The organism is Streptomyces sp. NPDC088194 (assembly GCF_040702025.1).
GTDB lineage: Bacteria > Actinomycetota > Actinomycetes > Streptomycetales > Streptomycetaceae > Actinacidiphila.
Window position 1 is genome coordinate 1 of record NZ_JBFBIV010000062.1, and the last position, 23,423, is coordinate 23,423.

Consider the following 23,423-nt stretch of genomic DNA (forward strand, 5'->3'; position numbering starts at 1 on the left):
CGGTAGGGGTGTTGTTCGGTGGAGGCGAGGATTTCGGCGAGGTGGAGGGTGTGGAGGGGGGCGTGGTCGCGGCGGAGGATGCCGTCGAGGTGGAGGAGGCAGGAGTTGTCGGCGCCGCACAGGACGCGGGCGCCGGTGTCGAGGGCGTGGCGGACCTTGTCCTGGCCCATGGCGACGGAGACGTCGGGGTTTTTGACGGCGAAGGTGCCGCCGAAGCCGCAGCATTCCTCGGCGCCTTCCAGCTCCCTGAGTTCCAGGCCTTTGACGGCTTGGAGGAGTTTGCGGGGGCGTTCGCCGAGGCCGAGCATGCGCAGGCCGTGGCAGGAGGGGTGGTAGGTGACGGTGTGCGGGAAGTAGGCGCCCACGTCCGTCACTTCGAGCACGTCCACCAGGAACTCGGTCAGCTCCAGGGTGCGGTTCTGCAAGGACGCGGCGGCGTCGGCGAGTTCGGAGCCGCGCCCCTCGGCGAGCGCTTTGGCGCCGATCCGCGGGTAGTTGTCGCGGACCATCGCCGCGCACGAGCCCGACGGGGTGACCACGTAGTCGTAGCCGTCGAAGGCGCGGGCCATCCGGCGGACCAGGGGCTCGGTCTCATGGCGGTAGCCGGTGTTGAACTGGGGCTGCCCGCAACAGGTCTGGGCGGCGGGGAAGTCCACCTCCACGCCCAACCGCTCCAGCAGCCTGACGGTGGCCCAACCGGTGCCCGGATACAGCGCGTCGTTGACGCAGGTGAGGAAGAGTGCGACCCGCATGCGGCTCCTTAGGGGTGGGCGGTGCGGTCCGGGGGCCCGGCGCGCCCCGGCGGGAGGCTCAGCCGAGGCCGATCCGGACGCCAGCGGCGGCCCAGGCGTTCGGGTCGCCGCTGGGCCGGAACTGCCGCAGGTGCTGGGTGTCGGCCACCAGCCGGCGCATGGCGGTGCGGTCGGCGACGAGGCCGTGCGCGCGGGCCTGCACCAGGACGTTGCCGAGCGCGGTCGCCTCGGTCGGACCGGCGACGACCGGCAACCCGATGGCGTCCGCGGTGAGTTGGCACAGCAGGTCGTTGCGGCTGCCGCCGCCGACCAGGTGCACCACGTCGAGGTCACGCCCGGACAGTTCGGCCGCGGTGCGCAGCGCTGCCCGGTGCGCCAGCGCCAGGCTCTCCAGGATGCAGCGCACCATGGCGGCCTGGTCGGCGGGGGCGCGCTGCCCGGTGCGTTCGCAGTACGCGGCGATCCGGGCCGGCATGTCGCCGGGCGCCAGGAACTCCGGCGCGTCCGGGTCGACCAGCGCGGCGAACGGTGGCGCGTCGGCGGCCCGGGCCAGCAGCGGTGCGAGATCGGTGGGCAGCCCCTCGGCCGCCCAGGTGCGCAGCGTCTCCGACAGCAGCCACAGCCCCATGATGTTGCGCAGGAACCGGAACGTGCCGTCGATGCCGCGCTCGTTGGTGAAGTTGGCGGCCCGGGACGCCTCCGTGATGACCGGCTGGTCCAGTTCGAGACCGGCCAGCGACCAGGTGCCGCAGGAGACGTAGCCGAAACCGGGCCGGTCGGCCGGGATCGCGGCCACCGCGGACGCGGTGTCGTGGGAGGCGACGGTCACCACCGGGGTGCCCTCGGCCAGGCCGGTCTCCCGCGTCACCACCGGCAGCAACTCGCCCGCGATCTCGCCCGGTTGGCGAAGCGGCGGGAAGAGATCCGGGTCGAGGCCGAGCCGCCCGAGCAGGTCGCCCGACCAGTCGCCGGTCGCCGCGTCCAGCAGGGCGGTGGTGGACGCGTTGGTCAGCTCCGCGCCGACGGTGCCGGTCAGCCAGTGCACCAACAGGTCAGGGATGAGCAACAGCGTCCGGGCGGCGGCGAGTTGGGTGCTGCCGCGGGCGGCGGCGAGCTGGAAGACCGTGTTGAACGGCAGGTGCTGCAGTCCGGTCACCCGGTACAGCTCCTTCGCCGGCACCGCGTCCCATACCCGCGGCGCCGCGTCCTGCGTCCTGCTGTCGCGGTAGTGGTGGGGGTTGCCGAGCAGCCGGCCGTCGGCGTCCAGCAGTCCGTAGTCCACCGCCCACGAGTCGACCCCCACCGACGTCACGCCGCCGGACCGCGCCGCCTCCCGCAGCCCGTCCAACACCCCCTGGTACAGGCCCAGTACATCCCAGTGCAGGCTGCCGCCGGCCAGGACCGGGCGGTTCGGGAAGCGGTGCGCCTCGCTCAGGTCGAGGTGCGCCGGGCCGACCCGGCCGACCATGACACGGCCGCTGGTGGCGCCGAGATCGGCGGCGGCGAACGCGGACGGGGAGGTGGAGGAGGGACTGCGGGGCACGGTGGTTACCTCGGGTGCGGGGCGCGGCGCGGCTTGGCGCGGATCGTCGGTGGGGGGCGGTGCGGGTCGGCGGGAGACGGCTGCGGTCGGCGGGAGCCGGCGAGGATCGGTGCGGCTCCCGTGGGACTGGCAGGGCTGGTAGGGCTGGTAGGGCTGGTGGGGCTCGGTGCGGCGGGGGCGCCGCCCGCTCGGCGCAGGAAGGCCCCCGCGGCCTTCAGCGCAGGAACGCCGCCGCGACCCCCGCGTCCACGGGGATGTGCAGGCCCGTGGTGTGCGTGAGGTCGCCGCCGGTCAGCGCGAACACCGCGTTCGCCACGTGCTCGGGCAGCACCTCCCGCTTGAGCAGGGTGCGTTGGGCGTAGAACTCGCCGAGCTTGGACTCCTCGACACCGTAGACCGCCGCGCGCTGGGCGCCCCAGCCGCCGGCGAAGATGCCGGAGCCGCGGACCACCCCGTCGGGGTTGATGCCGTTGACGCGGATTCCGTGGCCGCCCAACTCGGCTGCGAGCAGGCGCACTTGGTGGGCCTGGTCGGCCTTCGTCGCGGAGTACGCGATGTTGTTGGGGCCGGCGAAGACCGCGTTCTTCGAGGCGATGTAGACAATGTCGCCGCCCATGCCCTGCTCGGTCATCACGCGCGCGGCCTCGCGGGAGACCAGGAACGAGCCGCGGGCCATGATGCCGTGCTGGAGGTCCCAGTCCTTCGCGGTGGTCTCCAGCAGCGGCTTGGAGATCGAGATGCCCGCGTTGTTGACCACCAGGTCCACCCCGCCGAAGGCGAGCAGCGCCTGCTCGAAGGAGGACGTGATCTGCTCCTCGGAGGTCACGTCCACGGTCACCGCGACCGCCTTGTCCGGACCGCCCAACTCCTCCGCGACGGCCGCCGCGTTGGCCGCGTCGAGATCGGCGACGACCACGCAGGCCCCTTCGGCCACCAGCCGGTGCGCGATGGCCTTGCCGATGCCGGAACCGGCCCCGGTGACCAGCGCGATCCGGGTGGCCAGCGGCTTGGGCGCCGGCATCCGCCGCAGCTTGGCCTCCTCCAACTCCCAGTACTCGATGCGGAACTTCTCCGACTCCTCGATCGGCCGGTACGTCGAGACCGCCTCGGCGCCGCGCATGACGTTGATCGCGTTGACGTAGAACTCGCCCGCCACGCGCGCGGTCTGCTTGTCCTTGCCGTAGCTGAACATGCCGACGCCCGGCACCAGCACGATCGCCGGGTCCGCGCCGCGCATCGCGGGGGAGTCGGGCGCGGCGTGCCGCTCGTAGTAGGCGGCGTACTGCGTGCGGTACTCCGCGTGCAGCTCCCGCAGCCGCGCCTTGGCCTCCTCCAGGGGCGCGGTCGGCGGCAGGTCCAGCACCAGCGGGCGGACCTTGGTGCGCAGGAAGTGGTCGGGGCAGGACGTGCCGAGCGCGGCCAGCCGGGGGTGCTCGGCGCGGGAGAGGAAGTCCAGCACCTCGGGGCTGTCGGTGAAGTGGCCGACCTGCGGGCGGTCGGCGGAGGCCAGACCGCGCAGCAGCGGCGCCAGTTCGGCCGCCCGGGCCCGGCGCTCGCCGGCCGGCAGCGGTGCGAAGCCGTCCAGTGCCGGGCCGAACGGCTCGGCCTTGCCGCGCTGTTCGAGGAAGGTCTCGGCGGTGCGGATGATGTGCAGCGAGTTGCGCTCGCACTCCTCGCTGGTCGCGCCCCACGCGGTGATGCCGTGGCCGCCGAGCACGCAGCCGATCGCCTTGGGGTTGGCCTGCTTCACCGCGGCGATGTCCAGGCCGAGTTGGAAGCCGGGGCGGCGCCACGGCACCCACACCACGGTGTCGCCGAAGCACTCCTTGGTGAGCGCCTCCCCGTCGGCCGCGCAGGCCAGCGCGATACCGGAGTCGGGGTGCAGGTGGTCGACGTGGGCGGCGTCCACCAGGCCGTGCATCGCGGTGTCGATCGAGGGGGCCGCGCCGCCCTTGCCGTGCAGGCAGTAGTCGAACGCGGCGACCATCTCGTCCTCGCGCTCCACGCCCGGGTAGACCTCGGTGAGCGCGCGCAGCCGGTCCAGGCGCAGCACCGCAAGGCCCGGCTCGCGCAGCGTGCCGAGGTCGCCGCCGGAGCCCTTCACCCACATCAGCTCGGTGTCGGCGCCGGTCACCGGGTCGGGGGCGGTGCCCTTTGCGGAGGTGTTGCCGCCCGCGTAGTTGGTGTTGCGAGGGTCGGCGCCCAGCCGGTTGGAGCGGGCGAGCAGCGCCGCTGCCTCGGGGGAGAGGGTCATGACGGTCGTCTTCCTTCGGGTCCGGGTCGGGTCCGGGTCGGGTCCGGGTCTGCCGGGTCGGGTTCCGGTGCTCGGGTGAGGTCGAGTGGGTCGGGTGGAGTCGATGACGGGACGGACGGGCGTCCGGTTCCGATTCGCGCGGGCGCCACCGGCGTACGGCGGCCCCGACATCGGTGCCCGGCGCGCGGGTTACGCGCCCCAGCCGGCCTGCGTGCCGCCGACGCGCTCCGCGACGATCCGCTCCTGGTGGCCGGAAGCACGGTAGGCCGCCAGCGGGTCGGGGTCGAGCCCCTGCTCCTGGCGCACCTCGGCGAGCAGCGGCCGTACGTCGGTGTTGTACGCGTCCATCAGCACCGCGTTGGCGCCCAGCACGTCACCGGCGGCCTGCGCGGCCCGCAGCGCGTCCAGGTCGACCAGCAGCGCCTTGGCGGTGGCCTCCTGGACGTTCATCACCGAGCGGATCACCGCGGGGATCTTGCCCTCGATGTTGTGGCACTGGTCGAGCAGGAACGCCACCCCGGTCTCCGGTGCGAAGCCGCCGTTCTTGGCGACCTCGTGCAGGATGCGGAAGAGCTGGAAGGGGTCGGCCGCGCCCGCCATCAGGTCGTCGTCCGCGTAGAAGCGGGAGTTGAAGTCGAAGCCGCCGAGCTTTCCCTGGCGCAGCAGGAACGCCACGATGAACTCGATGTTGGTGCCCGGCGCGTGGTGACCGGTGTCCACCACGACCTGCGCCCGCTCGCCCAGCGCCAGGCAGTGCGCGTACGACGTGCCCCAGTCCGGCACGTCGGTGGAGTAGAACGACGGCTCGAACAACTTGTACTCCAGCAGCATCCGCTGCTGCTCGCCGAGTCGCGCGTACACCTCGGCGAGGGCCTCGGCCAGCCGGTCCTGGCGGGCGGAGATGTCGTCCTGGCCGGGGTAGTTGGTGCCGTCGGCGAACCACAGCTTCAGGTCGCGCGAGCCGGTCGCGTCCATGATGTCGACGCAGTGCAGCAGGTGGTCGACGGCCTTGCGGCGCACCCGCGGGTCGGGGTTGGCCACCGACCCGAGCCGGTACGCGTCGTCCTGGAAGACGTTCGCGTTCACCGCGCCGAGCCGCAGCCCGCGCTCCTTGGCGTGCCGGGCCAGCGCGTCGTAGTCGCCGACCGCGTCCCACGGGATGTGCAGGGAGACCACCGGGGCGGCCCCGGTCGCGGCGTGCACCTGGGCGGCGTCGTCCAGCTTCTCGAACGGGTCCCGGGGCACGCCCGGTTCGGCGAAGACCTTGAACCGGGTGCCGGAGTTGCCGTACCCCCAGGACGGGGTCTCGATCACCTGGGAGCTCAGTGCCGCCTTCACCGCCGACCGATCAGGCATGGACGACCCTCCGCTGACCGTTTGAAATGAATCGATTCACGCCACGAAGATAGGGGCGTGCCGGAATGCTGTCAAGGTGTACGCCGACCGATCTACGGCAGGTGGAATCGTGCCTTGGCGCTGCTGTCAGGCAGGTCCGCGGGAGGCGCGCCGGGGCGTGCTGAGGGGAGCGCGATGAATCATTTCACGCCGTGAAACGCAAGCGCGGCGCGCCGGGGACCCGTGCCTGGCGACGTTGCGCCTGCACGAGGGACTCGGGGCATTGGAGGCTCCGGCCGCGCGGACGGCGAAGGAGGGCGGATCGGGCGCCGGGTCGGGCTCGCGGGGAGCGTGCCGGGTCAGGCGCTCGCGGCGTACAGGAGCGCGCGCGTCGGGGGGTGGGTGGTGCGGGAGGGGGGCCAGGTCAGGCGGAGGTGGAGGGTGGGGGTGGGCAGCGGGAGCGCGGTGAGGGTGCCCGCGGCCAGGTCGTCGGCGACCGCGAAGGACGGCAGCAGCGCCAGGCCGACACCGCGCCGGGCCCAGGCCCGCATCACGGCGACGCTGCCCGCGTGCACCCGCTCCACGCCGGGGCCGCACAGCCGGCCGGTCGCGAGCGCGAAGGAACAGGAGGAGTGGACGTTGACCAGCAGCCGCTCGCCGCGCAGGTCCGACGGGGCGAGCCGGTCGGCCGTCGCGTACCGGTGCCCGGGCGCCGCGACCAGCACCAGCGGCACCGGCTCCAGGTCCAGGAACTCCAACTCCGCGCCGGCCGGGGGCGCGAACCCGAGGCCGCCGAGCGAGTCGCCGGCGTCCAGCACCAGGGCCGCGTCCAACTCCCCGGCGGCGACCGACGCCAGCAGCGCGGACCGGTCGGCCTGCGAGGTGACCTCCACGTCCAGGTCCGGCCTGCGCGCGCCGAGCCGCTGCAGAATCCCCGGCACGATCGCGGCGGCGATCGACTCCAGCGCGCCGAGGCGTACCGCCGTACGTTCCCGGCCCGCGTCGACCACCTCTCGGCGGGCCTGCTCGGCCTGTTCCAGCAGCCGCCGGCTCCACACCAGCAGCCGCTCACCGGCTGCCGTGACCCGCATGCCGCGCGGCCGCCGATCGAACAGCTCGACCCCGAGCGCCACTTCCAGGGTGCGCACCGCCTGCGACACCGACGACGGCGCGAGGCCGAGCCGTACGGCGGCGTCCGTCACGCTTCCGGTCCCCGCGACGGCCTCGAAGGTGCGCAACTGCCGCAGGTCCAGTGGGGGCGCGGCCGCGGGCTGAGCGGGAACCGGGGTGCCGCCGGCGCCCGCCGACCGGTCGGCGCCTGCCGCGCCCGCGGCCGGTCCCGCGCCCGCGCCCGTGCCCGTGCCCGTTCGCGCCGCGCCCACCCGTGTCCGTATCCCCGCCGTGCCCGCCGTGCCCGCCGTGCCCGCCCTGCCCGCGGCAGCGCTTCGCTTCTCCATGTGCCTCATCCTCGCATTCGGTTCCGCCGAACGGAGCGTGCGGAGCCGGCGGTGGAGCGGGAAGGGGGCGGGGCGGGAGGGTGCGGGGCATGTCGCACACGCTTCCGTCCCCTGCCCCGCCACGTCTGCCGACTGCCGCCCCGCGTACGGGAACCGCGCTGCTCGGTATCGCCCTCGGGTACTTCATGGTGCTGCTCGACACGACGGTGCTGTCCGTCGCCGAGCCCGACCTGGCGCGGTCGCTGGGCAGTTCGACGGCCGGGCTGCAATGGGTGGTGACCGGTTACACCGTCGCGTTCGGCGCGCTGCTGCTGTCGGCGGGGGCGGTCAGCGACCGGTACGGGGCGCACCGGGTCTTCCGCGCGGGCGTCGCGGTGTTCGGCGCGGGATCGCTGCTCAGCGCGTGCGCGCCGGGGCTGTGGACGCTGGTGGGGCTCCGGGCGGTGCTCGGGGTGGCCGCGGCGGCGTGCGTGCCCAGCTCGATGGCGATGATCAGCCGGCTCTACCCGGACCCGGCGCGGCGGGCCCGCGCGGTGGCGGTGTGGGCGGCGGTGAGCGGAGCGGCACTGGCGGCGGGCCCGATCGCGGGCGGGCTGCTGGTCGCGCTCGCGGGCTGGCGGGCGGTGTTCCTGGTGAACGTGCCGCTGACCGCGCTGGTGCTCACCCTGGTCGCAGGTCGCGCGGTGCGCTGCCCTCGCGGGGAGCGCGAGGTCGACTGGGGCGGGCAGTTCGCGGCGTGCGCGGCGCTCGGGCTCCTCACGGACGCGCTGATCGCGTTCGGCGCGCACGCGGTCGTCCACGGTGCCTGCTCGGCCGCCGGGGCGGTCGTCGCGGGCGCGCTGTTCGTACGGCGGGAACGGCGGGAGTGGCGGGGGCAACGGAGGCCGCGGGAACGGCCGGAACGCACGGACGGGCGGGAGCGCCGCGGCGTGTCGCCGGTGGTGGTGCCCGCGGTGCTGCGGGCACCCGGGATGACCGGCATGCTCGTGGCGGGCGCCGCCGTCGGGTTCGCGCTCACCGCCGTGTTGTTCGTGCTGCCGCTGCTCCTCCAGTCCACCCGGGGGTACGGCGTGGTGGCCGCGGGGGTGGCCTTCCTGCCGCTGACCCTGCCGACCGCGGTGAACCCGCTGCTGGTGACCGGGCGGCTGGTGGCCCGGTTCGGGCCGCGGGGGCCGGTGCTGGGCGGGCTGGCGCTGCTCGCGGCGGCCGGCGGTGTGATGGCGGGCGCGGCGAGCAGCGGGGCGCCGTATCCGGTGCTCGCGGTGGGGCTGTTCGCGGCCGGGTGCGGGGTGTCCCTGGCGCTTCCCGCGCTGACCACCGCGGTGATCACCCTCGCTCCGGCCGGATCGGCGGGTGCGGCCGGCGGTCTGCTCAACGCGGTCCGGCAGCTCGGGGCGACGTTCGGGGTGGCCGTGCTGGGCTCCTTCGTCGCGGTGCACCCCTCCGCCCGCGGTGCCGGCTGGGGCCTGCTGCTGCCCGGGGTGGTCTGCGCCCTGGCGGCGGTGCTGCCCGTCGTGCTCCGCGCGGCCGGCGCGCGTCGGGCCGGGCGGAGCGGTCGCTCAGGGGCGTAGCCCGCGGCGGTTTCCGGTCCGGGCCCGGCCGTACCCGGTCGTACCCGGGCGGGCCGGGTGCCGGACGTGGCCGCCGCACCACCCGGAGGTGTGTGCGGCGGCCACCAGCCGGAGGAACCCCGGCGGCCACCAGCCGGAGGAACCCCGGCGGCTGCCCGGCTGGTTACCGTCCGACCGGGTTGAGGTAGGTGGCCGGGCGGGTGGCGCCGTCCTGCTTGAGGATCTGGCCGCCGAACGGCCACTTCAGGGTGAAGTGCTTCGTCTCGTTGGGCGGGGTGACCAGGAACTTCGCCGGGACGAACTTCTCCTTCGTCGGCCTGGACTTGGCGACCGGGGCCAGGGTGATGCTGAAGTCCGTCGTGTCCCCGTGCTTCAGGGTGATCTTCACGGGCTTCTGGGAGGAGCGCCGCAGCGACCAGGTGCCGTCGGTCTTCTGCGCGCCGACCATGTCGACACCGGCGAAGCCGGACACGGTGCAGGTGCGCTTGCTCGTGTTGGTGAACCAGATGTACGCCTGCGTCTGCTTCTTGGTCTGGTTCATCTCCGGCCTCGCGTCACCCCCCGTGGCGAAGCCCGCCTTCAGGTCGGCGGTGTGGCAACGGGTCGGCTTGGCCTTGGCGGTGGAGGTGGCGGCCGAGGCCGGGATGGCGGCAGCGGCGGTGCCGGCGATGACGACGGCCGCGACGGCCACGGCGGTCAGCTTGCTCTTCATGAAGTGCTGGTTTCCCCTCGATGGTGATCCGGCGCGCTGGTCAAGTGCGCGCCTACGCACCTGAAGACGGGCGAACCCGGGGGAAGGTTCGGTATGCGGACGACCTTTTTCCGACAAACAGCTGTTCCCGGGTGACCACGTACGAGAACCGCCGTACGGCGGCAGGTGGTGCGCTGCTCATCGGCTCGGCCGCGCCGGCCCGGAGTGCGCCGGCCCGGAGTGCGCCAGGGAACGCACTACGCGCCGTCGTTGCCGTCGTCGCCGTCGCGGTCGCCGTCGCGCAGGGAACGGACCATGCCCCGCAGTATCCGGAACGCGTCCGACTGCTCCGTCTCGGACATGCCGGCCAGCATTCTGACCTCGACGGACCGCACCGCCACGGTCGCCTTCTCCAGGCTCCGCCGGCCGCGCGGCGTGAGCCGGGTGGGAAGGACCTTCCCGACGGGTGCCTGCGCGGGCCTGGTCACGTAGCCGTCTCGTTCCAGGTTCTGGAGCAGCACGTTCATCGACTGACGCGTCACGAACGCGCCCCGCGCGAGCTCGGAGTTCGACAGGCCCGGCCGCTGGGAGAGCAGTTCGAGGCAGGAGTAGTGCGTCACGTTCATCCCGAGGGGCCGCAGCACCTCCTCCATGGCTGCGCGCAGGGCGCTCGAAGCCTCCTTCAGCAGGTAGCCCAGTGATCTGTCCAGGTCGACGCCGGCACCGTTTTGACTCATGTCAGCATTCTGACATACAGTGGTCTGTGTCAGGATACTGACACGAAGCGAAGGAGTATCACCATGCCCGCCACCGGCCCTGACTTCATCTCCCTCCAGGTGCGCGACCTCGACGCTTCGCAGGCGTTCTACGAGCGGTACCTCGGCCTCGTCCGCTCCCAGGCCGGGCCCCCGCACGCCGTCGTCTTCGAGACGAAGCCGATCGCGTTCGCACTCCGCGACAACGTTCCCGGCACCGATCTCGCATCCGTCGCCCAGCCCGGCATCGGTGCCGCGATCTGGCTGCACGCCACCGACGTCCAGGCCATCCACGATGCTCTCGTCGCCGACGGTCACGCCATCGTCTCCGCGCCGATCGACGGCCCCTTCGGCCGGACCTTCACCTTCGCCGACCCCGACGGCTACCAGGTCACCCTCCACGACCGCGCCTGACGCCCCTCGGCGGTCGGCGGCGGTCACCTGTCCGCGTGGTCGCGAGCCGACGCCCTACGCTGTCCCGCATGGCTACGGACAGCCCTCCCGGCGAGGCCGCTTCATCCCCTCACCTCGTCCTGTGGGACATCGACCGCACGCTCGTCACCATCGGCGGCGGGGTGAGCCGCGCAGCCTACGAACTCGCCTTCCGGCAGGTGACCGGAAAGCCGCTCGGTGAGTTGCCGGACATGTCCGGCCGAACCGACCGGGCGATCCTGAAGGAGACGCTTCGCCTGAACGGCGTCGAGCAGACCGAAACCCTCTTCGGCGAGTTCTACGCCGCCCTGGCGACGGCCACTCGACGCCTCACCGACCGCATGCGCGAAGCCGGTACGGTCCTGCCGGGGGCGCGCGAGGCCATCGCGTCGTGCAGCGCCCGGCACACCGTCCAATCAGCCGTCACCGGCAACATACGTCCCGTCGCCATCGCCAAGCTCGGCGCGCTGGGCCTCGGTGACGGCATCGACTTCGCGGTGGGCGGCTACGGCGACGACAGCGGCGACCGGGCGGACCTGGTGCGCCAAGCCCGTAAGCGGGCCTCCGAGAAGTACGGTCACGGCTTCGCCGGCCGGTTGACCGTGGTCATCGGTGACACGCCCCACGACGTCCGCGGCGCACTGGACGCCGGCGCGCTGGCCGTGGCGGTCGCGACCGGCACGTACACCACCGAGGAACTACGCCGGGCCGGAGCCGACATCGTCCTGACCGACCTCCGTGATTTCGCGAGCCGTTGCGGTCCAGCGCTCGGCTGGTAATCGCCCGGGCACCCCGGCGGCGGGCGGCGCGGGTTCACATCCTTGGGGCGTCGGCTGCGTGGGGCGGCGCGGAATTCCTCGTCCGAATTTCCGGCCCATGCGGCGGCGCACCGAATTCACGATAACGCGATGCCGTTGTTCACCGTCTCGGTATCGACTGCTCCACGGGCGTTTTCGCCCTCCCGTAGGCACCGCTCCGCAGGTGGGTGCGGTTGTCTTGATTCTTCGGGAAACCACCCGCGGTCGCCGCACGGTGTCAACGGTGTCAACGGGCACCTGGCGTGGTGACGGTGAATCAACTCCGTGTTAAAGTCCGGAAGCAATGCGTATGACTTGTTCTGCCGATGGGCGGTATGCCATCGGTGGTGAAGTGGCACGTCCATGGGTGGGAGATATATGGGCCGGTCGGCGCGCACCAGAAAATATGGAATGTCGGATTTCGGCGTGTGCCGTGCGGCTCCGTCCTTGGACCGTTTCCTCACCGAAGCGGACTCCGCGACGTCATGACACGGACGACCCGTATATCGGGCAGGGACGGGCTGACGCGCAGGCGCCCGCCGCCGGCCTCGCCTACGCCGTATCGCGACGGGGCGCACTTCGATGCGGGGCGGCCTCCCGCCTCGGCGTCAGGATTACTGTGGCGAGCGGTGCGGCGCAACGGCCGGAGCATGGCGGCCGCCTTCGGCCTGCTCTCGGTCTGGCAGTTCTCCGAGGCGATGGTTTCCGTCGTCGTCGGCATGGTCATCGACCACGCGGTCGCGGTCGGCAGTGTCCACGCCCTGCTGGCGTGGGGCGCGCTGCTGCTCCTCGTCTTCGCCTCCCTGATGGTCACCTATCTCTACGGTGCGGCCGAGGCGTTCCGAACCGACCAGGGTGAACGCCACCGGCTGCGTGTCGAGATCGCCCGCCACGTGCTGCGCCCGCTCGGCGCCCGCAGCGGCATCCTGCCCGGCGCCACCTTGTCCCTGGCCACCGCCGACGCCGAGGGCGCCGGCAGCCTGACCCAGCCCGCCAGCTACACACTGGCGTCGGCTGTCGCCGTCGCGGGCAGCGCCGTCATCCTGCTGGGCATCGACATCGAGCTCGGCCTGGTCGTGCTGGTGGGCATGCCCGTCGTGCTGGCGCTCATCCAGCTCAGTACGCCCATGATCTCCCGCCGCAGCGGCACCCAGCTCGCCGAGATCGCCCGAACCAGCGCCATGGCGGCGGACCTGGTCCGAGGACTGCGCGTGCTCAAGGGCATCGGCGCCGAGGACGAGGCCGCCGCGCGCTACCGCGCGCACAGCCAGGAAGCCAAGCGCGCCGGCGTACGGCTGGGCAGGTCGCACGGAATCCTGGAGAGCGTGTCCACCGGGCTCAGCGGTCTCTTCCTGGCCGCGGTCACGCTGCTGGCGGGCAGCCGCGCGCTCGACGGCGCCATCTCGGTGGGGGACCTCATCGCCGTCGTGGGCCTCACGCAGTTTCTCGCGGTGCCCATCCGCGCGCTCGGCGGCATCGGCGCGCAAGCGGGGTCGGCGTACGCCTCGGCCGCCCGTATCGTGGCGTTCCTGGATACGCCGCCGCTGCTCGCCGACGGTGACGCGGACGCGGTGGTCGGCGGGGCCGCGCAGGTGTCCCTGAACGAGGTGACCACCGGTGCGCTGCGGGACTTCTCCCTCACCTCCAGGACCGGCGAGCTGCTGTGCCTCGTGATTCCCGACCCTGCCGCGGCCGGGACCCTGGTCCGGTTGCTGAGCGGTGAGGTCCAGCCGGACGACCTCAGCGGCGAGGCTTTGGTCGGAGGCATCCCGATCGACGGGTTGAGCATCCGCGCCCGCAGCGGCCTCCTCCTGGTGAACCCCCACCACACCCACTTGCTGGAAGGCACCCTGCGCGGCAACCTCGACCCCGCGGCCCGGCTGGACGGGGCCCGGCTGGCACAGGTCCTCGACGCGGCGGCGGCCCAGGACATCGTCGACCTCGACGAGAGGGCCTTGGACCAGCCGGTCACGGCTGACGGAGCGACGTTCTCCGGCGGGCAGCGGCAGCGCATCGCGCTGGCCCGGGCGTTGGCGGCCGACCGGCCCTTCCTCGTGCTCGACAATCCGACGACGGCAGTCGACGCGGTCACCGAACAGCAGATCGCCCGCGGCGTCAAAGCCCTGCGCCACGGCCCCGCCGACGCGCGTACGACCTGGATCATCACCACGAGTCCGGCGCTGCTGGCCACCGCGGACCGCGTCGTCGTGGTGACGGACGGACAGGTGGCCGGCGAGGGCACCCACCGGGATCTACTGGAACGCCCCGACTACCAGGAGCTGGTGCTGAGGTGAGCCAGGAACTGCTGCCCATCAGCGGCCACCGGCAGACATTCAGGTTTCTGGGCCGCATGGCCGCGGCCAACCGCCGGGCCACCGCGGCCGCGGCAGGCACGACCCTCCTGGCAAGTGTGGCCGGCCTCGTGCCGCCGTGGGCCATCGGAAAGATCGTCAACGACATCGGCTCAGGCCACGACACCATCTTCTCCCAGGCGCTCGTCATCTGCGTCGCCACGGCCGCGGCCGCGGTGTTCGGCGGCCTGTCGGTGAGTGCGATGGCCAGTGCCGGTGAGCCCGCGCTGGCGGAACTGCGGGAAGAGGTCCTGGACCGCGCGCTGCATCTGCCCGCGGACCGGATCGAACGCGCCACCACCGGGGACCTGCTCTCGCGGCTCTCGGAGGATGTGCGCACCGTGTCCCAGGGGCTGGGCAACGTCGTGCCGGTAATCGTGAGTTCGGCCGTCACGATCGCCCTCACCGCGGTGGGCACGCTGGCGCTCGACTGGCGCCTCGGCCTTGCGATCGTGTCGGTCACACCGCTGTTCGCCATGGGTCTGCGCTGGTACCTGCCCCGCTCGGAGCCGCTCTACCGGGAGGAACGCATCGCCCAGGGCGAGCGTGCCGAAGCACTCCTCACCGGTATCGGCGCGGCGCCCACGGCCCGGGCCTTCGGTATCGGCACCCGGCTGCTCCATCGGATCGAGGACACCTCCGAGCGCGTCGCGGCCCTGACCGTCAGCGTCTTCCGTATGTCGCTGCGTTTCCTCATGCGCAACAACGTGACCGAACTCGTCGGCCTGGTCCTGATCCTCGGTCTGGGGTTCGTCCTGGTACGCCGGAACCTCACCACGGTCGGTGCCGTCACCACGGCCGCCCTGTACTTCCTCCGCCTGTTCACCCCGATCGCCGGCATCCTTTTCACCTTCGACCGCTTCCAGGCGGTCGGGGCGGCCCTGTCCCGGCTGGTCGGCATCGCACTGATGCCGAAGCCCCCGGTGCCGGAGGGCCACCTCGAACCCGGACAGGGCGAGATCGTCCTGTCCGGGATCACCCACGAGTACACGCCGGGCACGCCGGTCCTGCGCGACGTGTCCCTGCGTATCGCCCCGGGTGAGCGGGTCGCCCTGGTCGGTTCCACCGGGGCGGGCAAGACGACGCTCGGCGCGATCGCCGCCGGCGTGCTGCGGCCTTCCCACGGCGTGGTGGCCTACGGCGGGCAGCCGTACGATCCCGTCCGGACCGGCGTGCGCGCCAACGTCTTCCTCATCACCCAGGACGTTCACGCCTTCGCCGGCACGGTACGTGAGTGCCTGACCCTTGTCCGTCCAGGAGCCTCCGACCAGGAGGTACGGCGTGCCCTCGACGTCACCGGGGCGGACCGGTGGGTCGACGCCCTTCCCGACGGGCTCGACACCGTCGTCGGCGAGGAGGGAAACCGGCTGACGGCCGACCAGGTCCAGCAGCTCGCGCTGGCCCGAGTGGTGCTGGGCGACCCGTGGTTCGTGGTGCTCGACGAGGCGACGGCAGAGGCCGGTTCGGCGGGTGCGCGCGTACTGGAGGCAGCGGCAACCGCGGCGGTACAGGGCCGTACGGCCCTCATCGTGGCGCACCGGCTGACCCAGGCCAAGCTGGCGGACCGCGTCCTGGTCATGCACGACGGGGCGATCGCCGAGCAGGGGACCCACGACGAACTCCTCGCGCGGCAAGGCCGCTACTCGCGACTCTGGCAGGCATGGTCCGACCACCACGCGACCACCTGACTCCTGAGGCGGTCGCGGATCAACGGGTACCGGACCGCCGGCTGACCCGACGAACGCGGGAACCCTCGCTCTCGACGACACCCGCACCGCTCGGCCGCGGGCCGGTCGACTCATCATGCGGCTCAGGGACTACCGCGTCGCCGACCTCCGCACGGAAGCCGCCGCAGCCCCGCCCGCGACGTCGAGGAGCGCGCTTGACCCTCACGTGGCGTGATGCCGCATGGTCGGGGGTGTGGAAGAGCACCTGACCGTGGGGCGCGTGGCCGAGCTGGCGGGCGTGAGCGTCCGCACGCTGCATCACTACGACGAGATCGGCCTGGTGGAGCCGTCCGCGCGGACCGGGGCCGGGTACCGGGCCTATTCGGCGGGCGACGTGGAGCGGCTGCGGGAGGTGCTCGGCTACCGGCGGCTGGGGTTCGGCCTGCGCGAGATCGCGGATCTCGTCGACGACCCGGCCACCGACGCGGTCGCGCACCTGCGCCGGCTGCGCGGCCTGCTGGTGGAACAGCGCGACCGCACCACCGCGATGGTGACGGCCATCGACAAGGAACTGGAGGCACGGGCCATGGGGATCAGGACGACGCCGGAGGAGCAACTGAAGGTGTTCGGAGCCCAGTTGTACGACAAAATCGGGTCCGCCTACCCGGCGACACGGCGCACCGAGCCGCGGATCGCCGCGCGGGTGTGGGAAGCGCTCGGCGACGCGCGGACGGTACTGAACGTCGGGGCCGGCACCGGCTCCTACGAGCCGCCGGACCGCGAGGTCACGGCGGTGGAACCGTCGGCGGTGATGCGGGCGCAGCGTCCCGCGGGCGCGGCGCCGTGCGTGGCCGCCGCCGCGGAGAACCTGCCGTTCGAGGACCAGTCCTTCGACGCCGCGATGGCGTTCAGCACCGTTCACCACTGGCAGGACCCGATCGCCGGGCTGCGCGAGATGCGGCGGGTGGCCCGCCGGGTGGTGGTGTTCACGTACGACGCGAGCACGACCGGCTGGCTCCAGCGGTTCTGGCTCACCCGCGACTACCTGCCGGAGTTCGCCGACCTCCTCGTCGACTGGCCGTCGCTGGCCGACCTGACCCGGGCGATCGGGGGCCGCGCGGAGCCGGTGCTCGTCCCGTGGGACTGCGCCGACGGCTTCTTCGAGGCGTACTGGCGCCGTCCCGAGGCGTATCTGGACGAGCAGGTGCGTCGCGCGGTGTCGGTGTGGACCAGGGTCGGGCCGGAGGCGGAGCGGCGGGCGGTGGACGGACTGCGCGGGGACCTCGCCTCGGGGCGGTGGGCCGAGCGCAACCGCGACCTGGTCGCGCTGGACGCGGCCGAGCTGGGCCTGCGGCTGCTGGTGGCCTGAACGGTCGTACGGAGTGCGCCGAGCGGTCCGGGTGCGGCAGCAGGCCGACGGCCAACGGCGGCGCGGCTCCACCGGCGTTCGCACGATCACCGGTGGGTGGTTTTCCCGTGAGCCGCGTCGCGACTCAGGTGGATCTATAGGATTGTCCCATCGAGCGTGCCGGTGACCGAGCGATCAGGGGGACCCGTGGGCAACAGCAGCGGGGACGACTGGCTCGACCTGGCCGACGCGATCACGCTGCTGCGCCGTCAAGTGGCCGAGGCGCAGCGGCGGGTGGCGACCGACGGGGACGACGGGGTCCACCTCTCCCTCGGGGAGATCACGCTGGAGCTCGGGATGGAGTTGACCGGCAGCCGGAAAGCGGATGCCGGACTGCGGTTCGCGGTGGTCAGCGTGGGCGGCGGCGCCGAGCGCACGCGCCAGGCCACCCACAAGGTCACGGTGCGGCTGGACGCACGTGGAGCCGATCATGCCCCGGTGAACGTCTCCGATGAGGAGTAGGGCGGCCCGGTAGCGGTCCGGGACGGCGGGAGGGGGCCGGATGGAGTTCGACCGGCGGGTGCAGATCCGGGTCCACCGGGAGACCGGCACGACGTTCGGGTCCGGCTACCTGGTCGCGCCGCGGCTGGCGCTGACGGCGGGTCATGTCGTCCAGGCGGCGATGGGGCCGGAGCCGGCCCGGGTGACCGTCTGCCGGCCGGATGCGGGGACGGAGCAGTTCCCGGCGGCGGTTCGGTGGTGGCGCGTCGACGACCGGGTCGACGCGGCGCTGGTGGAAGTCGACGGCCAGGTGGAAGTCGACGGGGCGGGCGGGGGAGATGGCCAGGCCGAAGTGACCGGGTTTGACGGGGGAGCCGGGCCGGGCGAAGGAGCCGGGCCGGGCGGGGGAGCCGGCCGGCGCTGGCAGCCGCCCGACTCGCTGGCCGACATACGCACCCGGCCGCCGCAACGGTGGGGCCGGATCATCGGCACCCGCCCCCACCCGGTCGCCGTCGCCGGCTTCCCCCGGATGGAGAAGGACCCCAGCAGCGGCGACCGCTTCGACGGCCGGATCAGCGGCGAGATCATGCCGGGGACCGGCTCGCTCGCCGGTCGCTACGAGGTCTTCAGCAAGGACGCGACCATCCCGGTACGGGACGGGACCGGCACCGGCTGGTCCGGGATGTCCGGTGCCGCGCTGCTGACCGAGAGCCGCCAGAGCGGGCTGCTGTGCGGGGTGGTCCGCGCGGACCGGCAGGCCGTGGGCGGCACCCGGCTGACCGCCACCCCGGCCTCGCTGCTGCTCGCGGACGACGGCTTCACCGCGTTGATCGCCGAACACGGCGGCTGGCAGCCGCTGTTGGAAGCCGCGGAACCGGTGGACCTGCTCGATCCGGCCGCCCCCGAGCGGGACCTGCGCTCGCCGGCGATGCTGCTGCGCGCCGACGCCGAGGCGGTGGCCTTCCGCGGGCGGGCGGACGAGCTGCGGGCGCTGCGGGACTGGTGCCAGGTCGGTGCCGAGGGCTTCTCGGTACGGGTGGTCACCGGGCCCGGCGGGCAGGGCAAGTCCCGCCTCGCCCGCCGACTGGCCGACGACCTGCGGGCGGAGGGGTGGGTCACCGGGCACCTCCGGGCGGAACTGCGGGACAGCGACCTCGCCCTGCCCGAACTCAGGTCCCTGGAGACCGCGCTCGACTTCCTGCTGGTCATCGACTACGCGGACGCCCGGCCGAGCCTGGTGCGCCGCGTCATCGACCAGCTGCGCGGCTGCCGGCACCGTACGCGGCTGCTGCTCCTCGCCCGTACCGGCGGCGCCTGGCAGAGCGACGGGCTGACCGCGTCGTACGCGGACGAGATCCTGGCCAGGGCCCCGACCATCGAACTGGCCGCACTGGTCGGTGCGGGCGGCCCGCCCGACGCCATGACCGCGCTGTTCCGCGGCGCGGTCGGCGACCTCGCCGATCTGCTGGAGGCGTTACCCGGCCTGCCCGGCCGGCCGCCCGCCGGATGGACTGCCCTGGCGCCTGCCCTGGGCGTGCCGAGCCAACTGGGCGTGGACGGCGACGAGTCGGTGCTGACCGTGCAGATGGCCGCGCTCACCGCCCTGTTGCAGCACGGCTCGGCGCCGGTCTCGGCCGCGCCCGAGGAGCCCGCCGAGGCCACCTTACTGCGGCACGAGCAGCGGTACTGGGTGCGGGCCGCCGAACGGCTCGGGCCGCTCGATCCGACCGTCCTCCAGCAGGCCGTGGCCGTCGCCGCGCTGTGCGGGGCGAGAGACGAGCCCGAGGCGGTCGCCGCCGTCGGGGCGCTCCCCGGCATCCCGCCCGCGCGGGCACCGGTCATGGCGGCCTGGCTGCGTACCCTCTACCCGGCGGGACCTGACCGGTTCTGGGGCCCGCTGCAACCCGACCGGGTCGGCGAGTACCACGCCTCCCGCGCCCTGCTCGACCTCGATCCGCCGCTCCCGCTGGCCGACCTGCTGGCGCGCTCCTCCGCCGACCAGCAAGTGCGGCTGGTGACCGTGCTGGCGCGGGCCGCCGCCGCGCACCACGGGACGGGCCGCACCGCCAGGACGGCCGGCGTGCAACAGGCGCTGCTGGACGCGATGCCGGCCGGCGGCCTCAGCGTCGAGGTGCTGAACCGGCTCCGGATCGTCCTGATCCACGCCCACGACGGTCTGGACCGGCTCGCCCTGAAGCTCGCCGAGGACTCCGTGACCGCCGCCCGGCGGCAGGCGGCGGACGGTTCGGCGCCCGCACTGAACGACCTCGGCATCGCCCTGGACCTGCTCAGCAGCACGTTCAGCGGCGCGGGCCGCGCGGAGGAGGCGCTGGCCGCGGCTGCGGAGCAGCTGCGGGTCATCGAACGCCTGGACCGGAACCACCCCGGCCGCGACCGCGCGTACGCCCTCGCGGTGAGCACGCTGAGCTCCTGCCTGTCCGCCGCCGGGCGCGACCAGGAGGCGCTGCTCGCCCTCGGAGAGTCGGTGGAGCTGCTGGAGCGGCTGGGCGAGACCGACCGGCACACCAGGACGAGACTCGCCTGGAACCTGAACAACCTGGCCGACGGGCTCTGGGACCTGGGCCGCCTCGACGAGGCCCGGCGCGCGCTGCGCCGGGCGGTGGAACTCTCCGAGCAGCTCGCCGCCACCGACTCCTCCCACGAGATCCTGCTGCCCGTCTGGCGTTCCAACCTCGCGGCGCTGCTCGTCGGCATGCGGCGGCACCAGGAGGGCCTCCGCTACGCCGAGGACGCGGTGCAGGGGCTTCGGCTACTGGCCCGCCGCGACCCGCGCAACTTCGAGGGCCGGCTCATCTCCTCGCTGGTGAACCTCGGCAACATCCTCCACCAGCTGGGACGTTCGGCCGAGGCGTGCGACGCCCTGCGGCAGGCGGTCGGCATCGGGGAGCACCGGCGGCGGATCGGGCTCGCCGGCGCCGAGGCGGAGCTCAGCCTGGTCAAGCACACCCTCCAACTCGGCCTCTGGGAGGCCCTGTCCGGCTCCCTGGAGACGCTCCCGGACGCGCTCTGCCGCGCGTTGGACCTCTGGTACGGGCTCGACCGGGAACTGCCGAAGTACCAGCCGCTCATCGCCTCGTTCCTGACCGACTCGGTGGCCCTGCTGAGCGAGGACGGCCGCTGGCAGGAGGCCCTGGAACCGTCGATGGCGGCGGTGGAGATCTGGGGCGGGCTGGTCCGCGCGTACCCCGCTGACCACCTCCGCGACTTCGTCGAGGCGTACACCGCGATGCAGGAGGTGGCGCGCCGGGTCGGATCGCAGCTGATTCCCCGGAACGCCGCCGTGGCGATGCTCAGCCGACATCTGGAAGAGCAACTTCCTTACGTCTTCGAGGTGTTGGACGAGGCCGAGGAAGCCGCGAAGGCCGCCGAAGCCGCGGAGCACCGCGAGTAGCGGCGAGCACGACCCCGAATCCGTCGGCGGCCGCGAACCGGCGTGGTGGTCTCGACGCGGACTCCGGCCGCCCGTTCGTCGTCAGCGGAGCCTACAAGTACGCCTCCGCGCGGGCGGCAAGCGTCAGGACACGTCGGGCGCCGGCCACCACCGCGGGGTCCACGAAGCGGCCGTCGGGCAGGGCCAGGGCACCGGGCGAGGCGGCGGCCGCGGCCACGGTCTCGCGGGCGGCGTCCAGTTCGCCCGCGGTGGGGAGGTAGGCGCGGGCGATGACGGGGAGTTGGCGGGGGTGGATGGCGGCGCGGCCGAGGAACCCGAGGGCGCGGCCGCGACGGCAGGAGGCGTCGAGGCCGTCGAGGTCGCGCACGTCGGGGTAGACGGACTGCGCGGGCGGGGCGAGTCCGGCCGCGCGGGCCGCCACGACGGTCCGCACCCGGGGCCAGGTGAGCGCGTCCTCCTCGGTCACGCCGAGGTCGGCGCGCAGGTCCGCCTCGCCGAGCGCGAGTCCGCGCACCGCGGGATCGGCGGTGGCGATGGCGAAGGCGTTCTCCAGGCCGAGCGCCGATTCGAGCAGCGGGTAGAGCCCGGGCACGGCCGCGCCGGGCCCGGCCAGCTCGCGGTGCAGCCGCAGCACGGACGCGACATCGCCCGGCCCGGCGACCTTCGGCAGCCGCAGCCCGCCCAGGCCCGGCAGCCCGGCCAGCGCCGCGAGGTCCGCCGCGAACAGCGGGCCGTCGAGGGCGTTGAGCCGTACGTGCACCCGGGCGGGCCCCGGCACCGGCTCGGCGAGCAACTCGGCGGTGGCGGCCCGCGCGTACTCCTTGCGGGCGGGCGCGACCGCGTCCTCCAGGTCGACCAGGACGACGTCCGCGCCGGAACGCAGCGCCTTCGCGACCACGTCGGGACGGTCGCCCGGGGCGTAGAGCCAGGTCAGGACGGCGTCGTCCGCACCGGCGCGGTCGTCGGCGGCGGGCCCGGTGGGGGTGCCGGGTCCGGTGGGGGTTCCGGGTCCGGTGGAGGCGGCGGGACCGGCGGGGGTTCCGGGTCCGGTGGGGGTGCCCGTCGTGTCGTGGGTTCCGGTGCTCACAGCGCGCCCTCCGCCCTCAGCGCGGCGATCTCCGGCCCGTCCAGGCCGAGTTCGGTGAGGACGGCGTCGGTGTCCGCGCCGTGCGGGCGGCCGGTCCAGCGGATCGCGCCGGGCGTGCCCGACAGCCGGAACAGGACGTTCTGCATCCGCATCGGCCCCAGCTCCGCGTCGTCCACGGACGCCACGGTGCCCAGCGCGCCGTACTGCGGATCGGTCATCACGTCCCGCACGTCGTAGATCGGCGCGACCGCGGCCTGCGCCTCCTCGAAGGCCGCGACCACCTCGTCCCGGTCGTGCCCGGCTATCCAGCCGCCGACCGCGGTGTCGATCTCGTCGGCGTGCGCGGCCCGCCCGGTGCCGGTGGCGAACCACGGCTCCTCGACCAGTTCCGGCCGCCCGACCAGCCGCATCACCCGCTCGGCGATCGACTGCGCGGAGGAGGACACCGCCAGCCACGCCCCGTCGGCGGTCCGATAGGTGTTGCGCGGCGCGTTGTTGGTGGAGCGGTTGCCCATCCGGGGCTGCACGTAACCGAGTTGGTCGTACCAGATGAGCTGCGGGCCCAGCACCGCGAGCATCGGCTCGATGATGGCCATGTCGACCACCTGCCCCGTGCCCGTACGGTCCCGGCCGGCCAGCGCGGCCATCACCGCGAAGGAGGTGGCGAGGGCGGCCACGGAGTCGGCGAGGCCGAACGGCGGGAGCGTGGGCGGGCCGTCGGGCTCGCCGGTCGCCGACGCGAACCCGCTCATCGCCTCGGCGAGCGTGCCGAAGCCGGGCCGCGCGGAGTACGGGCCGAACTGCCCGAACGCCGTCACCCGCGCCAGCACCAGCCGAGGGTTCGCCGCCGACAGCTCCTCCCAGCCCAGGCCCCAGCGCTCCAGCGTGCCCGGCCGGAAGTTCTCGATGATGACGTCGGCGGACGCGGCGAGCTTGAGCAGCACGTCCCGGCCGCCGGGCGTCGACAGGTCGAGGGTGATGTTGCGCTTGTTGCGGCCGAGGTGCTTCCACCACAGGCCCACGCCGTCCTTGCTCGGGCCGTGGCCGCGGGAGGGGTCCGGCTTGCGCGGGTGCTCGACCTTGACGACGTCGGCGCCGAAGTCGCCGAGGAGGGTCGCGGCGCTCGGCCCGGCGAAGAGCGTGGCCAGGTCCAGCACCCGCATGCCCTCCAACGGGCCGCCGGCGGGCGGCGTGTGGGGAGCCTCGGGCGACGGCTCGGTGCGCGGCGGCGGTACGGCGGTGCCGTTGCCCGAGCCCGCGGCCGTCACCGCGTCGGCGGAAGCGGGGAGTCGGTCGTCGGGGCGGGTACTGCGGGTACTGGGGTGGTGCATGGGAGCTACCTCGGCTTCTTCCACGTGCTTCGGCGTCCGGCGGATTCGCCGGGGTGCCGGTCCTCGCGCGTCCGGTCGTCGTCGGTCGTCGTGTCGTCCCGATCAGCGGGGGTGTTCGTCGGCAGTCGTCGTCGGTCGG

17 protein-coding genes are annotated in these 23,423 nt (G+C 73.5%); 8 read left to right on the forward strand and 9 right to left on the reverse strand.

Annotated features, from left to right (window positions below; all coding sequences use genetic code 11):
• The 5 genes from AB0399_RS28230 to AB0399_RS28250 all read right to left on the reverse strand — a co-directional run.
• A partial coding sequence (locus tag AB0399_RS28230; RefSeq protein ID WP_366413264.1) for a (Fe-S)-binding protein occupies positions 1-752 on the reverse strand: 752 nt, incomplete at its 3' end.
• Between the two features lie 58 nt (positions 753-810).
• Entirely contained in the window at positions 811-2,220 is a 1,410-nt protein-coding gene (locus AB0399_RS28235; RefSeq protein ID WP_366413288.1) for a rhamnulokinase family protein, read from the reverse strand.
• A 289-nt stretch (positions 2,221-2,509) separates the two neighbouring features.
• Positions 2,510-4,549 carry a bifunctional aldolase/short-chain dehydrogenase gene (locus AB0399_RS28240; protein ID WP_366413265.1) on the reverse strand — a complete coding sequence of 680 codons (2,040 nt, stop codon included), beginning with the start codon at positions 4,547-4,549 and terminating at the stop codon, positions 2,510-2,512.
• Positions 4,550-4,738: 189 nt separating this feature from the next.
• A complete protein-coding gene (gene rhaI / locus AB0399_RS28245) occupies positions 4,739-5,905 on the reverse strand; it encodes an L-rhamnose isomerase (RefSeq protein WP_366413266.1) in 1,167 nt (388 codons plus the stop codon).
• Between the two features lie 338 nt (positions 5,906-6,243).
• Positions 6,244-7,341, reverse strand: a complete 1,098-nt coding sequence (locus tag AB0399_RS28250; protein WP_366413267.1) for a LysR family transcriptional regulator — start codon at positions 7,339-7,341, stop codon at positions 6,244-6,246.
• Positions 7,342-7,430: 89 nt separating this feature from the next.
• Between AB0399_RS28250 and AB0399_RS28255 the strand changes: the two genes are divergently transcribed.
• The gene (locus AB0399_RS28255; protein ID WP_366413268.1) at positions 7,431-8,912 is read left to right on the forward strand and encodes an MFS transporter; all 1,482 of its coding nucleotides are present in this window, start codon (positions 7,431-7,433) and stop codon (positions 8,910-8,912) included.
• A 163-nt stretch (positions 8,913-9,075) separates the two neighbouring features.
• Here the strand turns inward: AB0399_RS28255 and AB0399_RS28260 are convergent, their stop codons facing one another.
• Positions 9,076-9,624: a DUF4232 domain-containing protein gene (locus AB0399_RS28260; protein ID WP_329372207.1), complete on the reverse strand. Its 549-nt coding sequence runs from the start codon at positions 9,622-9,624 to the stop codon at positions 9,076-9,078.
• Between the two features lie 236 nt (positions 9,625-9,860).
• Positions 9,861-10,340, reverse strand: coding sequence for a MarR family transcriptional regulator (locus tag AB0399_RS28265; RefSeq protein WP_366413269.1), 480 nt, complete (start codon positions 10,338-10,340; stop codon positions 9,861-9,863).
• 63 nt (positions 10,341-10,403) lie between these two features.
• Between AB0399_RS28265 and AB0399_RS28270 the strand changes: the two genes are divergently transcribed.
• The 7 genes from AB0399_RS28270 (at position 10,404) to AB0399_RS28300 (ending at position 20,866) form a co-directional block, all read left to right on the forward strand.
• A complete protein-coding gene (locus AB0399_RS28270; protein ID WP_366413270.1) occupies positions 10,404-10,772 on the forward strand; it encodes a VOC family protein in 369 nt (122 codons plus the stop codon).
• 68 nt (positions 10,773-10,840) lie between these two features.
• A complete protein-coding gene (locus tag AB0399_RS28275; RefSeq protein ID WP_366413271.1) occupies positions 10,841-11,569 on the forward strand; it encodes a haloacid dehalogenase-like hydrolase in 729 nt (242 codons plus the stop codon).
• A 647-nt stretch (positions 11,570-12,216) separates the two neighbouring features.
• Entirely contained in the window at positions 12,217-13,881 is a 1,665-nt protein-coding gene (locus AB0399_RS28280) for an ABC transporter ATP-binding protein (RefSeq protein ID WP_366413272.1), read from the forward strand.
• Positions 13,878-15,626, forward strand: a complete 1,749-nt coding sequence (locus AB0399_RS28285; RefSeq protein WP_366413273.1) for an ABC transporter ATP-binding protein — start codon at positions 13,878-13,880, stop codon at positions 15,624-15,626. The genes AB0399_RS28280 and AB0399_RS28285 overlap by 4 nt, the downstream gene beginning before the upstream one ends.
• Positions 15,627-15,846: 220 nt before the next feature.
• Positions 15,847-16,974 carry a MerR family transcriptional regulator gene (locus tag AB0399_RS28290; RefSeq protein WP_366413274.1) on the forward strand — a complete coding sequence of 376 codons (1,128 nt, stop codon included), beginning with the start codon at positions 15,847-15,849 and terminating at the stop codon, positions 16,972-16,974.
• A gap of 186 nt (positions 16,975-17,160) precedes the next feature.
• On the forward strand, positions 17,161-17,475 hold the full coding sequence (locus tag AB0399_RS28295; protein WP_328460832.1) for a trypco2 family protein: 315 nt from the start codon (positions 17,161-17,163) through the stop codon (positions 17,473-17,475).
• Positions 17,476-17,515: 40 nt separating this feature from the next.
• Positions 17,516-20,866, forward strand: a complete 3,351-nt coding sequence (locus tag AB0399_RS28300; RefSeq protein ID WP_366413275.1) for a tetratricopeptide repeat protein — start codon at positions 17,516-17,518, stop codon at positions 20,864-20,866.
• A gap of 91 nt (positions 20,867-20,957) precedes the next feature.
• Here the strand turns inward: AB0399_RS28300 and AB0399_RS28305 are convergent, their stop codons facing one another.
• Together AB0399_RS28305 and AB0399_RS28310 are read right to left on the reverse strand one after the other, a co-directional pair.
• Entirely contained in the window at positions 20,958-21,800 is an 843-nt protein-coding gene (locus AB0399_RS28305) for an aldolase/citrate lyase family protein (RefSeq protein ID WP_366413289.1), read from the reverse strand.
• A 149-nt stretch (positions 21,801-21,949) separates the two neighbouring features.
• Positions 21,950-23,116 carry a CoA transferase gene (locus AB0399_RS28310; protein WP_329374496.1) on the reverse strand — a complete coding sequence of 389 codons (1,167 nt, stop codon included), beginning with the start codon at positions 23,114-23,116 and terminating at the stop codon, positions 21,950-21,952.
• Between the last annotated feature and the right edge of the window lie 307 nt (positions 23,117-23,423).

Bases quoted from the DNA above. Each gene is read 5' to 3' on its own strand.
- AB0399_RS28235 (WP_366413288.1), bottom strand. From the start codon at position 2,220: ATGGTCGGCCGGGTCGGCCCGGCGCACCTCGACCTGAGCGAGGCGCAC.
- AB0399_RS28240 (WP_366413265.1), bottom strand. From the start codon at position 4,549: ATGACCCTCTCCCCCGAGGCAGCGGCGCTGCTCGCCCGCTCCAACCGG.
- rhaI (WP_366413266.1), bottom strand. From the start codon at position 5,905: ATGCCTGATCGGTCGGCGGTGAAGGCGGCACTGAGCTCCCAGGTGATC.
- AB0399_RS28250 (WP_366413267.1), bottom strand. From the start codon at position 7,341: ATGGAGAAGCGAAGCGCTGCCGCGGGCAGGGCGGGCACGGCGGGCACG.
- AB0399_RS28255 (WP_366413268.1), top strand. From the start codon at position 7,431: ATGTCGCACACGCTTCCGTCCCCTGCCCCGCCACGTCTGCCGACTGCC.
- AB0399_RS28260 (WP_329372207.1), bottom strand. From the start codon at position 9,624: ATGAAGAGCAAGCTGACCGCCGTGGCCGTCGCGGCCGTCGTCATCGCC.
- AB0399_RS28265 (WP_366413269.1), bottom strand. From the start codon at position 10,340: ATGAGTCAAAACGGTGCCGGCGTCGACCTGGACAGATCACTGGGCTAC.
- AB0399_RS28270 (WP_366413270.1), top strand. From the start codon at position 10,404: ATGCCCGCCACCGGCCCTGACTTCATCTCCCTCCAGGTGCGCGACCTC.
- AB0399_RS28275 (WP_366413271.1), top strand. From the start codon at position 10,841: ATGGCTACGGACAGCCCTCCCGGCGAGGCCGCTTCATCCCCTCACCTC.
- AB0399_RS28290 (WP_366413274.1), top strand. From the start codon at position 15,847: ATGGTCGGGGGTGTGGAAGAGCACCTGACCGTGGGGCGCGTGGCCGAG.
- AB0399_RS28300 (WP_366413275.1), top strand. From the start codon at position 17,516: ATGGAGTTCGACCGGCGGGTGCAGATCCGGGTCCACCGGGAGACCGGC.
- AB0399_RS28310 (WP_329374496.1), bottom strand. From the start codon at position 23,116: ATGCGGGTGCTGGACCTGGCCACGCTCTTCGCCGGGCCGAGCGCCGCG.